This is a genomic window from Paenibacillus puerhi, from assembly GCF_009846885.1.
In the GTDB taxonomy this organism is placed as follows: domain Bacteria; phylum Bacillota; class Bacilli; order Paenibacillales; family NBRC-103111; genus Paenibacillus_G; species Paenibacillus_G puerhi.
This window is the reverse complement of sequence record NZ_WUWM01000003.1, coordinates 64502-84638: the sequence shown is the minus strand read 5'-3', so window position 1 is coordinate 84638 and position 20137 is coordinate 64502. Positions and strand designations below refer to the sequence as shown.

Here is a 20137-nt window from a genome sequence, read left to right as displayed (position 1 = left end):
AGGCTATGGGCAGAACGGCATCGATGCTGGATCGCGCGGAGCAAGGACGCGAGGGACAGGGCGGCGGCAGGCTGCTCTGCTACTATGGCGACGACTTTACCGGCTCGACCGATGTGCTGGAGTCGTTGTTTCTGGCAGGGCTGTCCGCTGTGCTGTTCCTGGAGCCTCCCACCCGGGAGCTGCTGGAAGGCCGGTTCCGCGACGTCTCCTGCTTTGGCGTAGCAGGAATCAGCCGTTCCCTTTCGCCGGAGCGCATGGAGCGGGAGCTGCGGCCGATTTTCGAGACGCTGAAGACCGCCGGGGCTGCTGTGGTGCATTACAAGGTATGCTCCACCTTCGATTCTTCTCCTGCAGCAGGCAGCATAGGCAAGGCGATGGAGCTCGGCCGCGAGGTGTTCGGCGGCAGCCCCTATGTGCCGGTGCTGGCTGGCGTTCCTTACCTGCGCAGATATACCTTGTTCGGCAATCACTTTGCTGCGGGGAGCGAGGACGTGTACCGGCTCGACCGTCATCCCACGATGTCGCGTCATCCGGTTACGCCGATGGACGAAGCCGACCTGCGCCTGCACTTGGCCAAGCAGACGCCGCTCAGCGTATCGCTGCTGGATATCAGGGCGCTGGACGGCCCGTACGAAGCTGTTCGGCAGCGCTTGGCCGCCATCCTTGAGGCCGAGCGTCCCGACGGGCTGCTCTTCGATGTGCTCGACGAGCCAAGGCTGCAGACGGCTGGCCGCCTGATCTGGGAAGCCGCAGCGGATAGCGAGGGCAGCTTGTTTGTCGTCGGCTCGTCGGGCGTCGAATACGCGCTGACCGCTTGCTGGCGACAGAACGGCCTGCTGCCGGATGCCGCACCGAAGCCGCTGCAGGCGGCACCGGCGGAGCGGCTGCTGGTCGTATCGGGGAGCTGCTCCCCGATTACCGAGAAGCAGATCGGGCGCGCAGCCGAAGCGGGCTTTGCACTTGTCCGGGTACCCGCTGGGGAGCTGGTACACCCGGACAAAGCGCCCGCAGCCCTTGCACAGCTGCGGGAAGAAGCTTGCGCGCTGCTTGCCAGCGGGCGCAGCGTCGTGCTGTACTCGGCGTCGGGTCCGGGCGACGCCAGCATTGCTCTGCTCCGCGAAGTGCTTGCGGAGCAAGGACTCCAGGCCGAGGACAGCAGTCGTCTGCTCGGCCGGGCGCTTGGCGCGCTGACCCGCGAGCTGGTCGCGGAGGCGGGGCTGACGCGCGTGCTGATCGCCGGAGGGGACACCTCCGGCTATATTACGCGCGAGCTCGGCATTTACGCGCTCGCCTGCAAGGCGGCGCTGGATCCGGGCGCTCCTTTGGTCACGGCGTATTCGACCGATGCCAGATTCGAGGGGCTGGAGCTGGTGCTGAAGGGGGGACAGGTAGGCGGCGAGCGGTTCTTCGAGAAGGTGCTGCTCGGGAGCGATCCCGCTTAACTGAGGCTGCAGCGGAGGATGAGAAAGACTGCAGCAGAGTTTCTCTTATGAAAAAGGGCTGTCTCTCAAAGGTCGCTTGATGACCTTCTGAGACAGCCTTTTTTTAACAACCGTGCCGCACTTTAATAAAAGTAACTCGATGAAAGCCGGGAAAATAATAGTCTTTCTCATCGCTTATTTGCTCAAACCCTATGCTATTATAGAAAATTAACGTGTCTTGGTTGTCCACATGACCAAGCGTATAAAGAATAACCTTGTCTCCGCCGCATTCCGATATTTTTTTACAGACTGCTTTGATTAAAGCTTTTCCTATCCCTCGTCTTTTCTGGTCCTTCTTGACGACCACGCCGACAATCTCATAAAGATTTACCTCATCATTAAAGAGGTATCCAGCATGCCCGATAATATGTTCATTTTCGTCCAACATCACAAAATATCCGCAGTTTTGATTGTCCTCCTCCTCATTACTTAAATAAGCGTCCCAGCGTGCAGGATATTTTCTAATGATGAATTCGGGAAATTGAAGAGGATGCTCAGCCATTACATTCATAACCTGATGGCGATGATCTTTTTCAAGCGGACGAATCTGCATATCTTTCTCATCCTCTCGGACTATAGTAAGGGTACACCATCTTTTCTTGAACTTGCCGAACAACCTCTGTATTCGTTAGGGATTCAACTAGATATAAACCCAGGTCAATGGAAGCCGAAACTCCTCCGCCCGTAAATACGTTTCCATCCCGTACAAATCGCTCTTTCACTACTTCTGAACAGTAGGGGGCCAGAAGCTCATACGCAGAGGGATTAGTGGTTGCCTTTCTTCCGTTCAAAAACCCAGCGGCTCCCAGAAGTAAGGACCCGGTGCAAACAGAAGCTTTATATTCAACATTGCGTGCAGTTTGAATCCATGAGATAAACTCTGTGTTGAATCTGAGCTGTCTGGTCGAAAGTCCTCCGGGTAAAAAGATCAGGTCATAGCCGGATAAATCCGGATAAACATGATTAATTTTGATGGTCAATCCGCGGTCATCCGTGACCTCCTCTTTATTGGAACAGAAATCCCACGTTACCTTTTCTTTCGCCCCTAGAATCCCCATCCATGTTACGGCTTCATAGAAGCCGACAAAATCCAAAGTTGTCATTTGGTCAAACAAAATGTACGCCATTTTCATTTCAGAAACACCTAACCTCTCCAGAGTTTTTGAATACAAAAAAAAGCATTTGATCGAAAGATCAAATACTTTGCCCAGGCGTACGGCAGATATCTGTGTGCTCCCTCATGGTCATCCATGTTTACGCCAGTAACACACAGTTCATTTGTTGTCACAATCTTACCTCTCGTTAATGGGAAATTCAAGTAGTATTATTTATTCTGTAGGGAAGCGGAATGTAGGTGCCGTCCTCGGATTTTTATAAAACCTATTGACCCGGTAGTATAGTACCGGATATAGAATAAACAGCAAGGAGGCTAATACCATGAAGGGGCTTACCATAAGTCAGGTTGCGAGGGCGTCCAAGGTGAATGTGGAGACGGTAAAATATTATGAGAGACGAGGATTGCTAGCGAAACCAGATAGAAACGAATCGGGATACCGGATGTTTCCGGAATCCGCAGTTGACGATGTGATTTTTATTAAGAAAGCCCAGAGCATCGGGTTCACCCTTAACGAGATCAGACATCTATTAGCTTTATTTAATCAACAGGACTATTATCCATCAAAGGAAATGTACACATTCGCAACAGCCAAAGTAAACGAGATTGAAGAAAGAATCGCTCAATTAGAGAGCTTTAAATCGTTATTGGAGCAAGTGACCCTAATGCCGGTTCAGTCGCTTCCGCTGCCGAAACAGGAATGTCCCGTTCTAACTAAAATAAAGGAGATGAGGTAGCCATGGGTAAAACCATAGAAATTTTTATAGACAGCAGTTTAAACGAAGATGACATGGTCGAACGCGTGAAGGAATATGCTTGTTCGAGGTGTTCCATTCTCGTTCATGACGCTAACGACACAGGTTCGAAAGCGGACATGGATTTAAAACGAAGTGAGTATGGAATTACCTCGCTTCCAGCCATTGTTATTAATGGAAAACGAGTTCCCTCCGAGAAGCTAGTAAGGGGAAAATTCTCAAGCTGGTTTCATGGCTTGGTTAAGAAATGAAGGATCAAGTCACCATCATTCGCTCCGATAAGCTACAAGAAAGAAGTCACGTAGGGCATTCAATTGCTCTTCGAAGCTTCTGAAAACGCCGATGAGCTTACTTATGGCACGCTTCATCGTATTGCGTCTCAGTATAACGTTTTGGAGAAATTTGAAGTGCGGTTTGTTGTATAGATCAAAAAAGCAGCTACTTGAGCTGCTTTTTTGATTTACTCCGGAGCAAACTGATTTAGCAATTCATCTAAAAATCCGCCATAAACTGAACCGTTCTCCTGCCTAGTCTCTAATAATTATTCCTTGAAATATTTTGGGAGGTTTACCAATGTAGTTCGCGGTTAATATTGGAAATAACAAATTGCAAACTAATACTTCTGAAAAATGGATGCCATTTTTCCGGAGCGATAAATGCCATACGCCCGTTACCGTTATCCCATACAGGTACAACCGTTCCCCTTAGACCAGCATTAGAAGCCCTCAATTGAAGTTCAGAAATGATCTGCTGTTGGTCAGTCCGATTCATAAATCTGAATGAATCGTTAAGAGGAATAATAATGAGATCAATACCTTGTTCCCTAATGTATGCAATATTATATCTCGGTATAAAGATACCTCCCAAATAATATTTAGTTTATTATTTATTTTCACTCAAATGTAGATAATTGTCTTTTCTTTCTCCTGCAACCATAAACAGTAACGTATTGTTTACCCCCAGAATCACTGGTTGCCTAGATCATGGTGTAATTCGTCCTTTATGAAACCAAGTAAAAAAACATTCAAAAGCATTATCAATTACTACTGTTAAATCCCTTAGTGATAAATCAGCGAAATTAAGTTTTTTTTGTTTTAGGCCTCCAAATATTTTATTTTCAATATCGTAACTTTGAACTGACCTATAGTATTCTTTAAAATCAATATCTTCTATTATTTGTTTGTCAAAGGTATGATGTAAAAGATGGGCTACAACACATTTAAGCAACATATCTGACAGTTCCTCGTTGTCACCAAAATTTCCAGAGATTTTTACTAAATATTTAAAAGCTACTTCATACCTGATATATGGAACCAATTTATGTTCTATGCTAACAAGTATCGTATCGAATGCCTGTAACAAATAACTATATACAGCAAACCAAAAAATTTCTGCATCTGTAGCTTCAGGAGATAATGGTATAACTGTTGTCTCCTTGTAATTTTTGAATCGGGTTTCAAGATCTAGTGTTGTTTCTTCAGCTTCTGTTAAAATAATACTCTTTTCTACACCAGCTAATAACCCGTTCTTTACATCATTTATTGTTTTAAAATTGTTTTTATAAGTTGTAAAATCAAGTTCATCTTTAAACAAACTAAAAAAGGCCTGTGTAGCGGCTTTATGAGCTAGCTGATTGGATTCCGTAACCAATCGAATTGGCAAAATGTAGATAACCCCAAATGCTTGATCGACAATCTTTATATTATCTCCAATTGTAGATATTATCTGTTTTCTCATTTTTTGATCAAATTCTTTATTTATTTCTGTACTTTGAAGCATCGTTACATACTTATATATGGGATCATCCCAGAAATGAAACTTACCTAGTGATATAAATGGGTAATGCTCACTATCATCTAAGTCCAGAATCGTTGCCGAAGTAAAGACATATCCCTCATATGGAGGAAATAGATACCGCAAAATACACTGAACAACTTTCTTATTTCGCTCCCAAAATACCCCGATTTCATCTATAACGGCGCTGGATTCTTTTTTATAGATGTTTGTTAATGCGGTCTCCAAAACACTCTTATATTCAATTTGAATACGATGCAACTCATCAATTAATATGTTATTGCTCATATTCCTTTACACCTTTCGATAAATGTGGAGGGAGTCCAAACACATCCTCTAGAATACCAAGAGTATTATTCATAATCTTAACACAATCATGCCAAACGCTATTTAATATCTGATTATTTTCGATATCTGGAACACAATGATACTGATGCGAAGGTGTATTGCACTTTATTAAGGAACTTTCGCGAATCGCTCCCCAGAGCCCATGTTCAAACGCTGAATCATAATCATAATAAAAATCAAAGAGTTCTTTTTCATCCACACTAATAGCTTTCCCCCTGATATTTTGTTTGTCAAAATATGTAGTGTCCATGTCGATAGACTCTTTGTTTTTATATTCACCAACTAAAATATCCATGTAATTATAAGCAACATGACTGTTAGGTAACTCCTTACCCGATTGTCTGTACCTTTCTACAATCAGCTTGTATTGGCCAATTCCATAATACTGATATTCAGTCCATATATCACTGTGCGATGCTTCATGCTTTAGTAGATATTTCATCATAATACAATCCTCTATTAGAGTGCGTACAATACTTCTCCCTGAAATTGTATTGAAGAGTTCATGATCAACTAACTCCATCAACCTTTTATAGGAATAAGTGGTAATTCCTAATAACACCAGCATTTTATTATCAAGTGGATTCGCTGAAGTTAGCAAATCCGTATAGTACTCTAGTATTACTTTGATCTGCTTCATATAATCCTGTGTGTCGGGAAGATCGTCGGAAATTTTAATATAAAACAACTCGCAATCACTCATTCTACTAACAGCCTCCCAAAATATATCTAGATATCTCGCATCAAAAGGTTCAAACTCTAGTAACATCATTTCCAATGAACGTACCATTGGTCGAATTCTTCTCATCAGTTCATCTTCATGGGATAATTGAGGATACTTCAAGAGCACTTCCAGCTCTTCTCTTGGCATTTGTAATTTTCCCGACATTAAATGAAAGTAAAGTACGATAAAACGTACATCTGTTGAGAGGTGTGTTTGATGATCGCTAGTCTCCTTCATTAAGCTGTTTATCGTTGCAATTCTTTCCTCAACTGAAATAGAGGAATGAAATTTCGAGGAGAATATTGGATAGCTAGTATAAGTAAAAATAGCCGTCAATGGTGCTAGTACTCGAGCAGTTATAACCGTTGAAATATAATTAAATACTTCAGTTTGTTTATCAGTATCCAGTTCAAGTATTTTTGAAAATCTTGGGGTAGTTAATGCAGGGGCTTGTTCTTTTATTTTTTTTAGAATAATGTTGCATTTTGACAACCCTTCATCTCTTCCATAAAACTTAATAATTAAAGCTAACCATAGATACTCTGGCAACCTTCCATGGTACCAAGAGTTCTCTCGTGTAATTTCCGTCAACAACTCATTCCATGGGGTAATAAATTTCCCTTTTTTGAATGTATGATCAGAAAGCTTGCTATGCTCCACAAAATTGCTCCTCTCAAATTGTTTTTATTATCACAATTACCAATTCTGTTGATATAAGCTTTTCCTCGAAAAACTCTTTTAACGTCCTCACATTCATAAACCCCTGAGGGACTATCCGCTGCATCGAAGGCGTACGAGTAAGCCCGAAGCGTGAATACGGCACATTGTTCTCTTCATCAAGTCGCTACAGCTAACAAATCTTTAAACTCATCATCACTGATTTCTTTATCGTCATACTGATTATCGTCAATTACCTTAAATAAATTTCCAGATATCTCAAGTCTATGTTTATAGCCCACTTGAACACAACTTGGTAAAATGACTCTTTTGACAAATGGCCATTCTTCAGCTTCCTTAGTCACATAGAATGCACCTGGAATCGTATTAATAAACCATGGCCTTAATGGTTGTCCACCAATTCCAAATTGAAGTTCAATAATTCTTTTTAGTATTTGAATACCATTAAGCGCGTATTTTTTATCTTCGGCTTCTGTATTAGGATTAAAATGAATTGAAAAATTTCTTAGATCCTTTAGCTGATGAAATAGAGAAATCACATCCGGTAGCAATACATTCCACTCGTTTAATATTTTTATTGCCCTGTCCCAATTATCGAAGGAGTTTTTGGAGTAAACATCTTTATATTGCGGTGTTTTTCTAAAATCATCTCTCAGTGTTATGATCAGGTGATTTAATATTCTTTCACCTAATGAACAAGTTGCAGTAAGTGCAGGATAGTATGAACCAACTACATAAGCGTTTCTAATTTGATCGAAAAACTTATTATGGTAAGCGATAATTGAAAATGGAATCGGTCCGAACTCTTTGAAGTTCTCTAATTTATTTTGGAAATTATGATTTCCATATTGGTACTGAACACCTTCTGTTATTGTATTTTTATTTTGCTGCCACTGTAACTTTATGTCTTCTGTCCAATCATCTTTGATCTCAGTGTTTAGAATCATTGCTCGAGAATCGAAAGCCATTCCAATAACTCTATATCGTTTCATCAACTTATCTCCTTTGAATTACGAAGGATTATTTGGGTTATTTGCGAACTTCCATAATATTACTTCATATTTCTCTAGCATAACATAGGATTCGTTAACATGTTAGTAGCACGCTTAGTCAAAAAGGGGCTTATCGCTCCCCTTGTTTTGCTTTTGTCTTGGCTCCTGCTTGTTGATTAGCTAACGCATCCTTGATGATCTCCGCTGCGATCTTGATGAAGGTTTGACGGTTCGTGTTTTGCCCTCATTGCGGGGTCAGGCATAAACGCATCCGGTTGTGTTTTATAACGTGATTATGCTAAGTCTGGCACTTCTGATCGGCTTGATTGTGTTCATGTCATGGACACCTCTCGCGCCGGGCATCAGCCTACCAGACCCGCCCCCTCCACCTCAAGTCGCTGTATACTTTTCAGCATGCAGCGCAGTAAAATCTGCTTCATTAATTGAAGGAAGGGAGTTGAACATAGTGGATGACTCACGAAATGAGCTAATCAGCCAGTATGTCAGGAGCGTCAAGGAGAAAGATCAGCTACTACAAAAGCAGGGCATCACAGCTCTGACCGAAGACGAATTGCACAAGCTGCTTTTATTGAACAGCGAAATGAACGATCTAGTTGGCAGAATGATCGAAGTGGAAATTGCAGAAGAATAGCATTCGGGGATTCAGCGGCCATCTATTTTAATTGCATAGCTTATTCAAAAATGATACTACAAGTAGTCACTTTTTTAATGACTACTTGTAATATCATTTTTGTTTGGCAGAGTGAAAAGAAGAAGAAGGATGAATGACAATTGCAACGGTCTGTTCAAAGTCCACGCCATTCCTGCGCCGCGCAGTCATATTTGTCCAAGTAATTGTAATTAGTTAGACGCCTACTCTTTATCTTTGGATGATAGTACTGACAAAATTAAACCAATAGCCCCGGTGATGTATGCAAAATATTTGACATATTTCAAATCACTTACTCCCAGCAAATCAAGTAAAATTCCAACTATTGCAAAAAACACAATTAGCGAAATTAATATGCCTTTTTTCTTTCTTTTTAAAAATTCAAATATTTCAGAAATCCATTTCATCTTATCTGGATTAACGGGTGTATAATTATTGATCTGATTTATATAATCCAGTAGTATGGCATACTCCTTCTCTACGACTGCCCGATCGTTAATTTTGTTTTCGTACTGGCTATTCAAAGATTTAAAAAAGGCCAATATTTGCTCTTGGTTGTTATCAATTAAACTGTGAAACTTACTGTATGGGATATTAGAGAGTCTGGATGTTACTGAAGAAATGTCGCTGCTTTCAAAAATATAGAGGGATTTTGCATGATCATTCATGTTGTGTAAATATCTTTTGAACAGCATAATTAATTCATTCAAGTTAAAACGAGTCCTTTTTTTGCTTTCAATTTCAGAAATAACCAACTCAATTAGCACAAAAAATTGGTTGTTGAACCCCTTGATTTTGGTTAGTGGATTGTAGCTGTCCGATATAATTAAGCCGATAATCGAAATAAACCACCCAACTATTAAGAGAAACTCCCGATAGTTCATCTTCGAGCTTTGCAAGGTTACTCCCAAAACAAGAAATTTAATAAGCGAAATGATTAGCAGCAGACCCAGTCCGACGGCTAAAAATGCAAATACCCTCTTTAATATAGCCCTTCTTCTTAACTTTATAGGTGTTTTTCTATCATGAGTTAATATGTCTAGCAGTTCTTCTTTTTTCACTACTCAAACTCCTTGAAGGCAATATAAGTGTTGTCCAATTAGCAATTCAATGTACAAATAATCTCCCGCTCAGTAAAATGTCCACACGGATTTTTATGGAATTTACTTAGAGGAGGTTAGCGCATAAAACAGTTCATCAAATCAGTCGTTGGCTACGTTCGCATTAGTTCCGACTCCCCAAAAGACAACACTTCAGTAGCAGAACAGAAGAAGCGAATCTATGCCTATTGTACCAGCCAAGATTGGAAATTTAAAGAAATGTTTGTCGATGAAGCAAAGTCCGGTTCGAAGATTGACAAAAGAGTCGAATATGCGAAAATGCTTGAGTTTGCGCAAGACAAAAGCAATGAGATTGACGCGATTATCGTCTTCCAATCAGATCGCATTCACCGTCATCTCAAAAATTTCCTCATCATGATCGAAGACGACCTGCAACCGCACGATATTGCATTCATAAGCGTGTCTGAAAGCTTCGACACCTCAACGCAAGGTATGCTCACGCTTCAAATGCTTGGCAGCTTTGCGGAATTTGAGCGCGACTTGATCAACGAAAGAACTCGTTCTAGCCGCATCGTCACGGCAAAATCAGGCAAGTATGCAGGTGGAAAAATTCCTTTCCGCTACACCATAACAGATGGACAATTTACGGTAATCGAAAAGAAAGTAAAGCTCGTTCGTCAGATGATCCTGATGTACGCTGAGGGCAAGAGCTATGGTTATATTGCAATATATATTAGTTCGCTGCAAAAACAGTCTGGAGACGATTCTGGAAGCTCTGATACGACTAAAATTGGGTCAAGGACTTCGTTATGCTACATGTTGCGAAATAGAGCCTATATCGGCGTACTCACCTATGACGGCAAGAAAGAAAAGAATCAAATTCAGGTGAAAGCTTTCGATTCCGGCAATCGTATCCAAGCAATTATTTAATAAGGTGCAGGCGCTTCGAGAAGAGAAAAGGAAAACGTGCGCATGACGATAGACAAGAAGATGCGATTCCTGACCGTCTCCAGCGCATTCGTGAATAACCGACAAATACCTCAGATCAGAATTCAGGGCAAGTGGCTGAATGATCTGGGGTTTCTTGATTTTGAAAACAAAGAACAGCAAACCGTTCACGCATACCGCAATCCTGACTATTCTTGAAAATCCGGCTTACAAAGGCTGCATTCGATACAGAAAAACCAAACATCATGAGGTCAGAAAAAAGCGAGAGAAGCAACAGGAGTACATTTTGGTGCAAGGGAAACACGATCCGATCATCAGTAAAGACCTATTTGGTAAAGCGCATGAAATCCTGCGCAGCAACCGCAGAGCAACGCGAAGAATACCGTCGAATCCGCATTTGCTGTCCGGACTGCTTCCTGCCTGAATGCGGCGGCAGGATGAATTTTCAGCCCACAGGACAACGCAAAAACAATGACAATCACGGCCGCTACTACACTTGCAGCGTTTACAAGAATATTCGAGGCTGCAATCCAAATTTGATAAGAGCAAAAGCGCTGGAACATACAGTGTTAGCACGTATCAAAAATATCGTCACCAATCGAAAAATCATTGAAGATATCATCCAAGAGTTAAATTCTGAAAGCAACATTGATACAAAGTTACTTGAAAAATAGATCATGGAAACGGAAAAACAAATCCAAAAACTTAAAACCAAGCTGCCTGAACTTAGAAACAAGAAAATCTTGGAACAAATCACCATCGAAGGGTATAGAGATTTTAAGAAAGAAATCGATTTAATGCTGGAAGAGTTAACGCCTAAACTCGCACAAATGGAACTTGAGCTCGCAAAAGCGCTGAACACGTCATATGATGCAAATGAGATTCTCCTAATTCTCGAAACTTCGATATGCTCATGGAAAACGCTGACGTACAGCTTAAAAAGTAGCTTCTGGAGTCGCTGATCGAGCGCATCAATCTCAACCCGGATAAGACTTTAAAGAGCATCGAGTTCAAGTTCTAAGTGCCCAATCAACATGCTGATGAGAATAACGACAAAAACGTTATACTCAGCGGTGATACGGTTCTCCGCGCTATCTGTAATGGCAAGTTTTAGGATCCGTAACGGATGACCCCTTCTCCGTCTCGGTAACATGTTACACCATGTCTTCAATCGGTTCCGCTTAAATTCAAGTTATAAGCGAACTTTGACTTCTTTATAGGAGGGATATGGGAGGACGCTAGGAACTTGAATGAGGATGATCCGTGAATCCGCCCGTTCTTTGGACTGGATATGCAAGGTTTGCGTCTTTTCCGCTGCGCAGACTGTGAACTCATGGGCGCTTACTTGATACGTATGGATCTCGAATTGCCAAGTGGACTCACCCTCTACAGTAAGCCCCGCAATAGAATATCCTTCGGGAATCTCATGCTCAAAGGACTGCCCCGCAGGAAGTATAAGATCCCACATCTGAGCGTCTGCTACCATTTGAACCGGGGAGCCTGGACCTACAATGGTTTTGATTCTTGCCTTGTTTCGGATTTGAACAGGGAAATCCCGGTCTTCATAATCCACATAAGTTGGCGTGGCATAGTTCGCTTCGCCCATAAAGGGTTCGAACCAGATTTGAAACCCGGAGGTTTCCTTCCCGTACGTTTCGGCATGCTGAACCCCGCTGCCTGTTTGCATGAGCTGCAAACCACCCGCTTGGATCGATCGCTCATTCCCAAGCGTATCCCGATGATGAACAGAGCCCGCTAACAAATAAGACAAGATCTCAAATCCGCGATGGGGGTGCATAGGGAGATTGCCTTCTTCCTTTGTGCGAAACCACGCCCAATAAAACAACGTTCCAACACGATCAACGGCTGACCCTTCCCCGGGAAACCCGATCGGTTTTTGCTCCGTAATCTTACCTTCATCAAATTGACCTGAAGCTTGTTCATCAATGGAATAAATCCGAATGGTCACCGCATTCATCCTCCGATATGAGTTTACTTCCGACAATCAAGAACAAACATAGATGCATCCTGTCCCATGAATAGGTTACTTCCAGAATAAAAAGTTTTGGATTGAATATCCCTAAACCCTATCTTCGTCATCGTGTCAGTCAGCTCTACTTGATGAAATCCGTTATGAACGAGATCCGAGACTATGTTCTCATTTTTATTAAAATCTACGATTAGTAAATGTCCGCCTTCATTCAGAACATGAAATAACCTGGATAGCAAGGATTCAACATCATGAATATGAAGCAGAACCTGAGCCATGAAAATATAGTCAGTATGAAAATCCGACAGGCTTTCCTGTTCAAAATCAAAGACACATGTATCTGCATTCTGAATATTTAAATCCGTAATTTTTTGCTTGATTTGATTAATCATGTTTTGGGATGTGTCCAGAAATAGTATAGAATGAAAATCGTCTAACAAATTCAATCCGACAAGACCAGTTCCACAACCAAAATCAATAGCATGCTTATCCTTAGCGTCAACTAAATAGCTACGAATGGCATCTGACGATACCTTTGCAATATGGATTCTTTCCGGAGTGTCATACATGTTAGCTATCATCTCAAACTTATCCGTATTTCCCATTAGTAACTCTCCTGTCGACGTGATTTCAACTACTCCATAGTACTTCTCCATACATGGTCCTTTGACCTGTTCAACATATTGAAAATGACCGACACGAGTTCGACAGCTATTCAGATTGCACGGCAGCTTGATTGGATAATTGCTTGCGCAGCTGCTTTTTGTCTACCTTATCCACGACCGTTCGAGGCAAAGAATCTAGGATGAACAGCTGGGTTGGCCATTTATGCCTGGCGAGAGCCGGTTCGCAAAATGCCTGCAGTTGTTCCAAAGTCAGGCTGCCTCCGTCCCGCAGAACGACGCAAGCGACAAGCTTCTCGCCTTCGCAGGGCAGGGGGAGTCCGATCACCGTCGAATCACTAACGATCTCATGAGTTGAGATCACCTGCTCCACTTCGGCACAGTATACGTTGGAGCCGCCTACGATAACCATGTCCTTCAGTCGATCCAATACATAAAGATAGCCATCGGCATCCAGACAACCGACATCTCCGGTCCGGAGCCAGCCGCCCAACATCGCTTCGTTAGACGTCCCCGGTTGGCGCCAATACCCGGTCATAGTTTGCGCACCACGAACAATGATTTCACCGGGCTCGTTGATTTCCGCCTCCCGGCCTTCCTCGTCAATAATCCGAACTTGAAAGGCCAGCTCTCCTTGGGTAGCTAGATCGGCAGGGCGGCCTACGGATCGAAGACGCGTCAGATCATTGAGATGATGGATGGGAAATAATCGGCTGATAGACATTCCGCATTCCGCTTGCGAATAGTTGTTGACGACCAACGCTCCTGAAAATTGAACAATCGATTCTCGCAAAGTTTCCGGCGCCATGATGGAGCCTCCACAACCGATCACCTTCAGGCTTGTCATATCTGAGCCAGCTGCTGCTGCTTCGCGTGTAAGGTCACGAAGCAGCTTGCCGACCGTGCTGAGATGCGTAATCCGGTCCCGTTCCACTGCCTCAAGGATGCGGTGGACGCTTGCCGGATACTCGTCCAGAAACACCAGACAGCCTCCAGCAGCGATGGTTGCCCACAGCTGAAACTGTCCAACAAGATGCGATATGTTGAGTACCAGCACACGACGTCCCTGATCATAACCGAATCCGGCCAAGGGAGTAAATTGATTCCAGGCTGACATGCCGCGATGAGAATGCATGACTCCCTTCGGTCTGCCCGTTGTTCCGCCTGTATAGATCAGAACGGCTGTATCGTCTGCACTTCGTTTGCAAGCACCGGTTGGAGGTGGGGTAATATCCTTCCGTAAAAGAGAACTCAGCGATGTGGAAGCCGTAGAACCTTCATCGGTTGTTAACATTTTCGGAGGATTAGAGAGAAGCTGTACCGTGGAGTTAGCGAAATCGGCATAACGCTTGTCATGGATCAAGATCTTCGGTTCCGCATCTTCAAGAATGGCTGCGATCTCCATTGCAGTGAGCAAAGGGGATGGAACGAGCGGGATTGCACCGATTTCAACCGCAGCATAGAGCATTAGAACAAGTTTGGGATCAGGATCGCCTAGAAGGGCGAGTCGATCACCGGGCCTGAGACCTTCGGAATACAGAGCGTAACTGAGCTGTTTAGCAAGGTGATAGAGTTCCCCGTAAGTTAGCAGCTGACCATGACGTATGAGCGCTGGCGCTTCGGGATACAAACTTGCTGCCAATGGCAATCGTTCAGATAAAAGCATGTAATCGCCCCCAGAAGATCAATTTACATTATTCATGTGTTAAAACTTGGATTAATTAGAGCTTACCACGTATAGGGTAGGAGGGGGGATTAGTCTTTCCAATAAAATGCATTATTTTTACTAATAAATGAGGATTGCGGCCCGGCAGTTGCTAGATTCTGATTTCAAATGGTACACTTTTTATTTAAAAGTCTTTTCCTTCATACGATGCTTTGCTAGAACAGGTAGAAAGGAACATTCATGAATGGCAGTACCAGTGATTTTCGGTGGAATCCTCATCATCCTTATATTTCTTCAAGATTACTTTTTATTCAATCTTGTCGAGAAATTTCTTCTGTTTGCCGCACTCGTCATTGTACCTCTCGTGATAATACTATTGAGATATGATGAACAAAATAACCATCAACGGATCATTTTTGCCGCCATTAGGCTGCTTCAATTTCCCGCGGCGCTTTTTGCCTTAGTCTCCGTCATTAGCAGCAAGGCGTTAGGGCTGGAAAGCACGGCAATACCAGGAGCCCTTTCCCTGGGATGGCTGCTGTTCACATTACTGCTCTGCATCTACGGCCTGACTCTTATTGTGAATCATAGGGGAAGGTTAGCGGAAATAGCGATTGGTGCGGGGCTCGTTTACTTTTTTATCGGAGGCATATGGTTCGTCCTATATCAATACCAAATCGACCTTTTCCGCGCTAATCCCGCAACGCACGCCCTGAGTTCAGTACACTTTCATTTCTCTTCTGCGATTGTTCCGATTTTTATCGGTGTACTGGGACGGATCATGACGAAGAAAAGCTGGTATCCCTGGGTCGTCGCCTTCGATATCGTCGGACCCATACTAATCGCTGTCGGTATTATTTTCTCGAAGCCGCTGGAGTACATAGGCGTCACCTTGTTCGCATGTAACATTGCGATTTACACCACATATCTCCTAGCTTATTTGAAGAAAAATTCAGTGCCCAACAAGTCAGCCTTCTTTTTAATCCTTTCTTGCATGGCTTTTTACTCAATTGTCGTTCTCTCCATGTTCTATCCTTTGCTGAAAAACATGTTTTCCTTAACCATACTCGATTTCATCCCGATTTACGGATCGCTGCATGCGTTTGGTTTTGTCTTAAGCGGACTGATCGGGTGGGTGTACATGATAGATTCGCAAAAAGCGTAGTATAGTGAGCAGCATGATAACGGCAAAGGAGAGCCGAGTAGGTCGGACACCTGGAAAAAAAGAGCCCACCCCGTAGGGGTGGGGAATACAATCAAGCTTTACTGCAAACAAAAATATATTCGTTACCTTCATTAACAGGAGTTCCGTCATACCAACCATACTCTTCCTTTATCGTGAATCCCGAAGAAGTAATTAGTTTCCTTATGTCATCCCCATAGAAGTACCTGAGTCTAATACTGTCATGGTATTCCTCAATTATTCCGTCATTCTTGTACAGGCGGTATATAAAATCCGTAAATAGCAGACGTTTTTGTAAGTCATAAGCCTTCTTAATGGAATGTCTTCTAACCTTTTCGCCGCCCTCTAGGGTGGATTCAAAATCTAAGTGTTCATTACGGTTTATCCACCATTCGCCAATCTCTTTTATGGGCTTAAATACGTTAATTATGAACTGCCCATCATCCTCCAAATGGCGGTGAACGCAAGAGAGACACTGTAAAGCCTCTTCGTCATTTTCTAAAGACTGGAAGCTACGAAAAGGAATAAAGATAAGCTTGAACTGTTCGGACAATGTAAAATCTGTCATGTCGCCAAGTAGGGAATGTATGTTTTGTTGCGATTCCTCAGATAGCTTACTCACCTTGGCTTCCAGAACTTCCAACATACTGCTTGAATAATCCAAACCCCATATGTGGATGCCTTTCTCGGCGAGCGGAATGGTTATTCTCCCAGTGCCACATGCTAATTCAAGCGTTTTACCTCCAAGCCTATTTGCTCGTTCCTGGTAAAAGGGAATATCGGCAGAGAATACCGCACGATTATCAGCATCATACAGTTTAGCCGTATTCAGATATAAGTTCTCCATTCCCATCACCTCGCTAAGTTTTCTAAACATAATAAAAGTCAATCGAAAGCAAAGCTTTAAATTCCACAATGGTATAAATAAAAGTTACCTTCGGACAATCTATCGGAAAATGAAACTATCTTTTCAAATTGATTCATGATTTCATTTCGATTATAAACTAGCTTTTCATAGTAACCCGATTGTTCCTCACCCGTAACCATAACATATTCACCTGTAAGCTCTAATACTGTCGGTGAGTTCAGAAATAAGTCTCTCCAGGAGGAAAAGATATGTTTTAACGTAATAGCTGAATCCATATCAAAAAGGGAATGAGATAAAACTCATGTTCTAATGCCATTTTAATCCTCCTTGTACTTTAAAATGAATAAAGGGTTAAAAATGAAGATGAACAGATTTATGATTGGGCAGTACGGTACCTTCGACTATAACAAATATCACCGAGATTTTGTTAACGGATTTTATGGGGTGGAAGCCTGCCTATTTGGACATGAGGACGACACGGTGAACTTATTGCAGGAATCGAAAAAGGATGGATTCCGAATTGGTATTCACTTTCCGCTTAGAGCCGGGATTACGAAATTAAGAGATGCACTTTTCCTATCCATGGATGAGGTAACCCGTGCACAAGCCTTTACTATTATTCAACAAGAGCTGGATTATTTATCCCCCATACAACCGAGCTATATCCTTTTTCACTATCCTAAGCCTGTTATTTTAGACGACAGAGTCGATTGGAGCAGCTGGCGGTTTGATGATCGAAGCGAATATGAATATGAGAGCTTATATTCTTATCATGCGTTCCAAGAGAAGAGCGATGATTTATTTGAGTGGCTTTCCTGCAAAGGCAAAGAATATAACTTCACTCCTGTTTTAGAATTTGACGCATTAAATAAATATATCTATCAAGAAGAGCACTTACAATTTTGATTCAAAATCAGTCATCAAGCAGTATGCCAAATATGCAAAGGTCATTCACTTGTCAAATGTTCAAATAAATGCTGCTGGCGCTATATTAAAAACTCGCCAGCCCGTTCTACCCAGCCTAAACCCACAAGATGGCTGGGCGCCGATAGAAGAATATTTGCGAATAATGAACCAAGAGAATCAAGAAGTCAACATTATGTTCGAGCATCGATCAGAATATGTAACTGATGATGAACTGCGAGAATGCTATAATTGGGTCGCCGGATTATTAAAGTAGATGAAAGGGGTGTTTAGGATTGCTTGGGTACTGTCCATGGAACGATTAATGAATGGGAAGAGTGGACAGGAATGACCGCCTAAATCTAAAATGGCGGTCATTTTTAAAGCGGTTTCATAAGATGAGGCCAATTACGCTATGCCGCATATATCAAAGATTATTGCAGCTTATTTCCGTTTTTATGGATGATAGAGAATCTAATGCTTCCAGCCTTTTTGCTCGCTCAAACGCTTTATGTAAAAACTGTTTAGCCGATAAATCCTCATAATCCCAATTCATAGCCTCTATTGCAATCGCGCCTGAATAACCCGTTTCCGCAATTTTCCTCATGGTTGTAGACCAATCAATCGTGCCGTCAAGGGGTAAACCGTGTTGGGCATGACTTCCGTTATTATCATGTAAATGTATGGCCATCAGCCGGGAACCGTACATGGATAACAAATCTAGGCCTGGATAGTGGCGATAGTGATGTCCGCAGTCATAACAGAACCCGATACGCAGGGAATCCACTTGCTCCAGCACATATGCCAAATTGGTAAGATTCCGTAGATTCTCCAAGGCAACATTGACGCCAAGCTGTTCAGCTTTTTCAGTGATTCTCTTGATTCGATCCAGTCCCAATGCGGTATATGGATAGTCTTCTTTGGGCAGGTGGACCACCATGGTTGGAATCTCAAATTCGGCGCAATCGGCAACGCATTGCAAATAACGATCGGCCAAGGCTTCACCGTCCAGATTGTCAAGCCAGAGGCTGTGTTGGTTTTTAATAGGCGCGTGGATATTTTCTATAAAAAGACCCGCTTCCCGCGCAAGTTGTGGTCCGTTGCGGTAATCGTTCCGATTAAAGTCTTCACTCCACCATAATAAAACGCCATCAAATCCGGCTTCTTTTATTAACGGATAACGTTCTTTAATCGGCAATTCATAGCCAAACCAATCATAAATGGTAATCATAACCCGCTTCCTTTCTTGTTATAAATTATACCAAATTTAGCGGAATATTTCGGATAAGTCAATTCAACAATTGGGCATCTGCACACTCATTTAGTTATTCACCTACATATCCTATCTAGGAAAAGACGACCAATCCTGCTGAGTTCGGTTTCTTCCAAAGGAATTAACCATGTATAGGGAGTGAAATGAAAATGACCTTTATGCCACAGTCTCCGCCCCCAACTTTCGTCCCGCCAAAACCAGCTGTTTCCTATATCATTGACTGCTTATTTAACTACACTTATCTCTGGTTACGGAATGGGCAAAGCTTTTGGTTTTACCCAACCCGGGTTGAATATGGAGAGGTTTCAGGTTATCGATGGAATGGGGCTTATTGGACGTTTTATGGATTTAACTCAAGTTTAATCACTGCTGTTTCATGTCCTCCAGTACCTACGCTTTACTAACGGCAAGTTTAAAGGCCACCCAGAATGTGGATGGCCTGTCTTTTGATGTTATACCGCCCTTTGTATCAGCTTTACCGTTTTTTACGCATCTTGTTTAAATTGAGGCGGGTTTGCTTTCTTTTTTAATTTCCCACCGTCAAAATGCCGACCGTACGTTTTCACGAAATTCGTTATATCCTCCGAGGACGGAAGGCCCCCCTCGTGCGGCCATGTCAAAAAGTATGACTGCACCTTCCCGCTATAAAAAACCCAACTGAAAAATTTCCGCGCAAAATTGTGCGAACCGCTTGTTCTAAATTGATTCATTCGCTTTCCGTCTTTCCACACGGTTAACGTTTGCCCAATTCCTCCTTGCATCTGGCCGCTAAGCTCCGCATAAAGTAAATCTTCATTCTTTGTCATTGCCTTCATAATAAGTTGATTGATGAGCCCATTAATGATCAGCCTTGGAATATTGAAGAACTCCCCTCTGGTTACGGAAATAACTGCGCCAGGAGGTAATACGATTTCCCTGTTGCCGAGTGTAAAAGTTGCCCCGTACTTATTATTCGGATCTTCATGTTTCATCCATGTTCTCATTAATAAATGCTTCCCTTCTTCACGTTAATCTCTGCTGCAAATCAACTTCTACGTTGGCATGGACCGCCCCAAAATCCATTGTA

22 protein-coding genes and 1 riboswitch are annotated in these 20137 nt (G+C 42.7%); of the genes, 10 read left to right on the top strand and 12 right to left on the bottom strand.

The features are described 5' to 3' along the window. Positions 1–5 precede the first annotated feature (5 nt). Complete coding sequence (locus tag GSF01_RS03855) at positions 6–1442, top strand: four-carbon acid sugar kinase family protein (RefSeq protein WP_235941259.1); 1437 nt, start codon at positions 6–8, stop codon at positions 1440–1442. Between the two features lie 103 nt (positions 1443–1545). Here GSF01_RS03855 and GSF01_RS03850 read toward each other — a convergent pair whose 3' ends face one another. Next, positions 1546–2034 carry a GNAT family N-acetyltransferase gene (locus GSF01_RS03850; RefSeq protein WP_159881705.1) on the bottom strand — a complete coding sequence of 163 codons (489 nt, stop codon included), beginning with the start codon at positions 2032–2034 and terminating at the stop codon, positions 1546–1548. A 7-nt stretch (positions 2035–2041) separates the two neighbouring features. Then, positions 2042–2614, bottom strand: coding sequence for a DJ-1/PfpI family protein (locus tag GSF01_RS03845; protein ID WP_159881704.1), 573 nt, complete (start codon positions 2612–2614; stop codon positions 2042–2044). A 65-nt stretch (positions 2615–2679) separates the two neighbouring features. Next, a riboswitch (ZMP/ZTP riboswitch) is annotated at positions 2680–2758 on the bottom strand. 160 nt (positions 2759–2918) lie between these two features. On the opposite strand from GSF01_RS03845, the gene GSF01_RS03840 reads away from it, so the two are divergent. Both GSF01_RS03840 and GSF01_RS03835 read left to right on the top strand, forming a co-directional pair. Then, entirely contained in the window at positions 2919–3332 is a 414-nt protein-coding gene (locus GSF01_RS03840; protein WP_159881703.1) for a heavy metal-responsive transcriptional regulator, read from the top strand. A gap of 2 nt (positions 3333–3334) precedes the next feature. Continuing rightward, complete coding sequence (locus GSF01_RS03835) at positions 3335–3601, top strand: thioredoxin domain-containing protein (protein WP_159881702.1); 267 nt, start codon at positions 3335–3337, stop codon at positions 3599–3601. Positions 3602–4331: 730 nt separating this feature from the next. On the opposite strand, the gene GSF01_RS03830 is transcribed toward GSF01_RS03835, so the two are convergent. From GSF01_RS03830 to GSF01_RS03820, 3 genes are all read right to left on the bottom strand, one after another. Next, positions 4332–5432, bottom strand: coding sequence for a hypothetical protein (locus tag GSF01_RS03830; RefSeq protein ID WP_159881701.1), 1101 nt, complete (start codon positions 5430–5432; stop codon positions 4332–4334). Next, positions 5422–6876, bottom strand: a complete 1455-nt coding sequence (locus GSF01_RS03825) for a DUF5677 domain-containing protein (RefSeq protein ID WP_159881700.1) — start codon at positions 6874–6876, stop codon at positions 5422–5424. Before GSF01_RS03825 ends, GSF01_RS03830 begins: the two co-directional genes overlap by 11 nt. A gap of 176 nt (positions 6877–7052) precedes the next feature. Beyond that, positions 7053–7886, bottom strand: a complete 834-nt coding sequence (locus tag GSF01_RS03820; protein WP_159881699.1) for a hypothetical protein — start codon at positions 7884–7886, stop codon at positions 7053–7055. Positions 7887–8352: 466 nt separating this feature from the next. Between GSF01_RS03820 and GSF01_RS03815 the strand changes: the two genes are divergently transcribed. Next, complete coding sequence (locus tag GSF01_RS03815) at positions 8353–8538, top strand: hypothetical protein (RefSeq protein ID WP_159881698.1); 186 nt, start codon at positions 8353–8355, stop codon at positions 8536–8538. 221 nt (positions 8539–8759) lie between these two features. Here the strand turns inward: GSF01_RS03815 and GSF01_RS03810 are convergent, their stop codons facing one another. Further along, entirely contained in the window at positions 8760–9617 is an 858-nt protein-coding gene (locus tag GSF01_RS03810) for a hypothetical protein (RefSeq protein ID WP_159881697.1), read from the bottom strand. A 123-nt stretch (positions 9618–9740) separates the two neighbouring features. Between GSF01_RS03810 and GSF01_RS03805 the strand changes: the two genes are divergently transcribed. The 4 genes from GSF01_RS03805 (at position 9741) to GSF01_RS03790 (ending at position 11527) form a co-directional block, all read left to right on the top strand. Continuing rightward, the gene (locus GSF01_RS03805) at positions 9741–10547 is read left to right on the top strand and encodes a recombinase family protein (protein ID WP_328803640.1); all 807 of its coding nucleotides are present in this window, start codon (positions 9741–9743) and stop codon (positions 10545–10547) included. Positions 10548–10707: 160 nt separating this feature from the next. Further along, entirely contained in the window at positions 10708–10989 is a 282-nt protein-coding gene (locus GSF01_RS03800) for a recombinase family protein (protein WP_159881695.1), read from the top strand. After that, on the top strand, positions 10907–11239 hold the full coding sequence (locus GSF01_RS03795) for a zinc ribbon domain-containing protein (RefSeq protein WP_328803635.1): 333 nt from the start codon (positions 10907–10909) through the stop codon (positions 11237–11239). Before GSF01_RS03800 ends, GSF01_RS03795 begins: the two co-directional genes overlap by 83 nt. Before the next feature lie 3 nt (positions 11240–11242). Beyond that, positions 11243–11527, top strand: a complete 285-nt coding sequence (locus GSF01_RS03790; protein WP_159881693.1) for a hypothetical protein — start codon at positions 11243–11245, stop codon at positions 11525–11527. Positions 11528–11757: 230 nt separating this feature from the next. On the opposite strand, the gene GSF01_RS03785 is transcribed toward GSF01_RS03790, so the two are convergent. The 3 genes from GSF01_RS03785 to GSF01_RS03775 all read right to left on the bottom strand — a co-directional run bounded on the left by GSF01_RS03785 (position 11758) and on the right by GSF01_RS03775 (position 14844). Further along, positions 11758–12534: a pirin family protein gene (locus GSF01_RS03785; RefSeq protein ID WP_159881692.1), complete on the bottom strand. Its 777-nt coding sequence runs from the start codon at positions 12532–12534 to the stop codon at positions 11758–11760. 23 nt (positions 12535–12557) lie between these two features. Then, positions 12558–13160 carry a class I SAM-dependent methyltransferase gene (locus tag GSF01_RS03780; RefSeq protein WP_159881691.1) on the bottom strand — a complete coding sequence of 201 codons (603 nt, stop codon included), beginning with the start codon at positions 13158–13160 and terminating at the stop codon, positions 12558–12560. A gap of 106 nt (positions 13161–13266) precedes the next feature. Next, positions 13267–14844: a class I adenylate-forming enzyme family protein gene (locus GSF01_RS03775; protein ID WP_159881690.1), complete on the bottom strand. Its 1578-nt coding sequence runs from the start codon at positions 14842–14844 to the stop codon at positions 13267–13269. Between the two features lie 244 nt (positions 14845–15088). Here GSF01_RS03775 and GSF01_RS03770 point away from each other — a divergent pair, with 244 nt between their 5' ends. After that, positions 15089–16009: a YndJ family transporter gene (locus tag GSF01_RS03770; RefSeq protein ID WP_159881689.1), complete on the top strand. Its 921-nt coding sequence runs from the start codon at positions 15089–15091 to the stop codon at positions 16007–16009. A gap of 91 nt (positions 16010–16100) precedes the next feature. Here GSF01_RS03770 and GSF01_RS03765 read toward each other — a convergent pair whose 3' ends face one another. Continuing rightward, positions 16101–16874 (bottom strand): class I SAM-dependent methyltransferase, encoded by a 774-nt coding sequence (locus GSF01_RS03765; protein ID WP_159881688.1) that lies wholly within the window; start codon positions 16872–16874, stop codon positions 16101–16103. Between the two features lie 384 nt (positions 16875–17258). Between GSF01_RS03765 and GSF01_RS03760 the strand changes: the two genes are divergently transcribed. After that, on the top strand, positions 17259–17801 hold the full coding sequence (locus GSF01_RS03760) for a hypothetical protein (protein WP_328803634.1): 543 nt from the start codon (positions 17259–17261) through the stop codon (positions 17799–17801). Positions 17802–18225: 424 nt separating this feature from the next. Here the strand turns inward: GSF01_RS03760 and GSF01_RS03755 are convergent, their stop codons facing one another. Then, positions 18226–19029 carry a sugar phosphate isomerase/epimerase family protein gene (locus tag GSF01_RS03755; protein ID WP_159881687.1) on the bottom strand — a complete coding sequence of 268 codons (804 nt, stop codon included), beginning with the start codon at positions 19027–19029 and terminating at the stop codon, positions 18226–18228. 527 nt (positions 19030–19556) lie between these two features. After that, positions 19557–20054, bottom strand: coding sequence for a hypothetical protein (locus tag GSF01_RS03750; protein ID WP_159881686.1), 498 nt, complete (start codon positions 20052–20054; stop codon positions 19557–19559). Between the last annotated feature and the right edge of the window lie 83 nt (positions 20055–20137).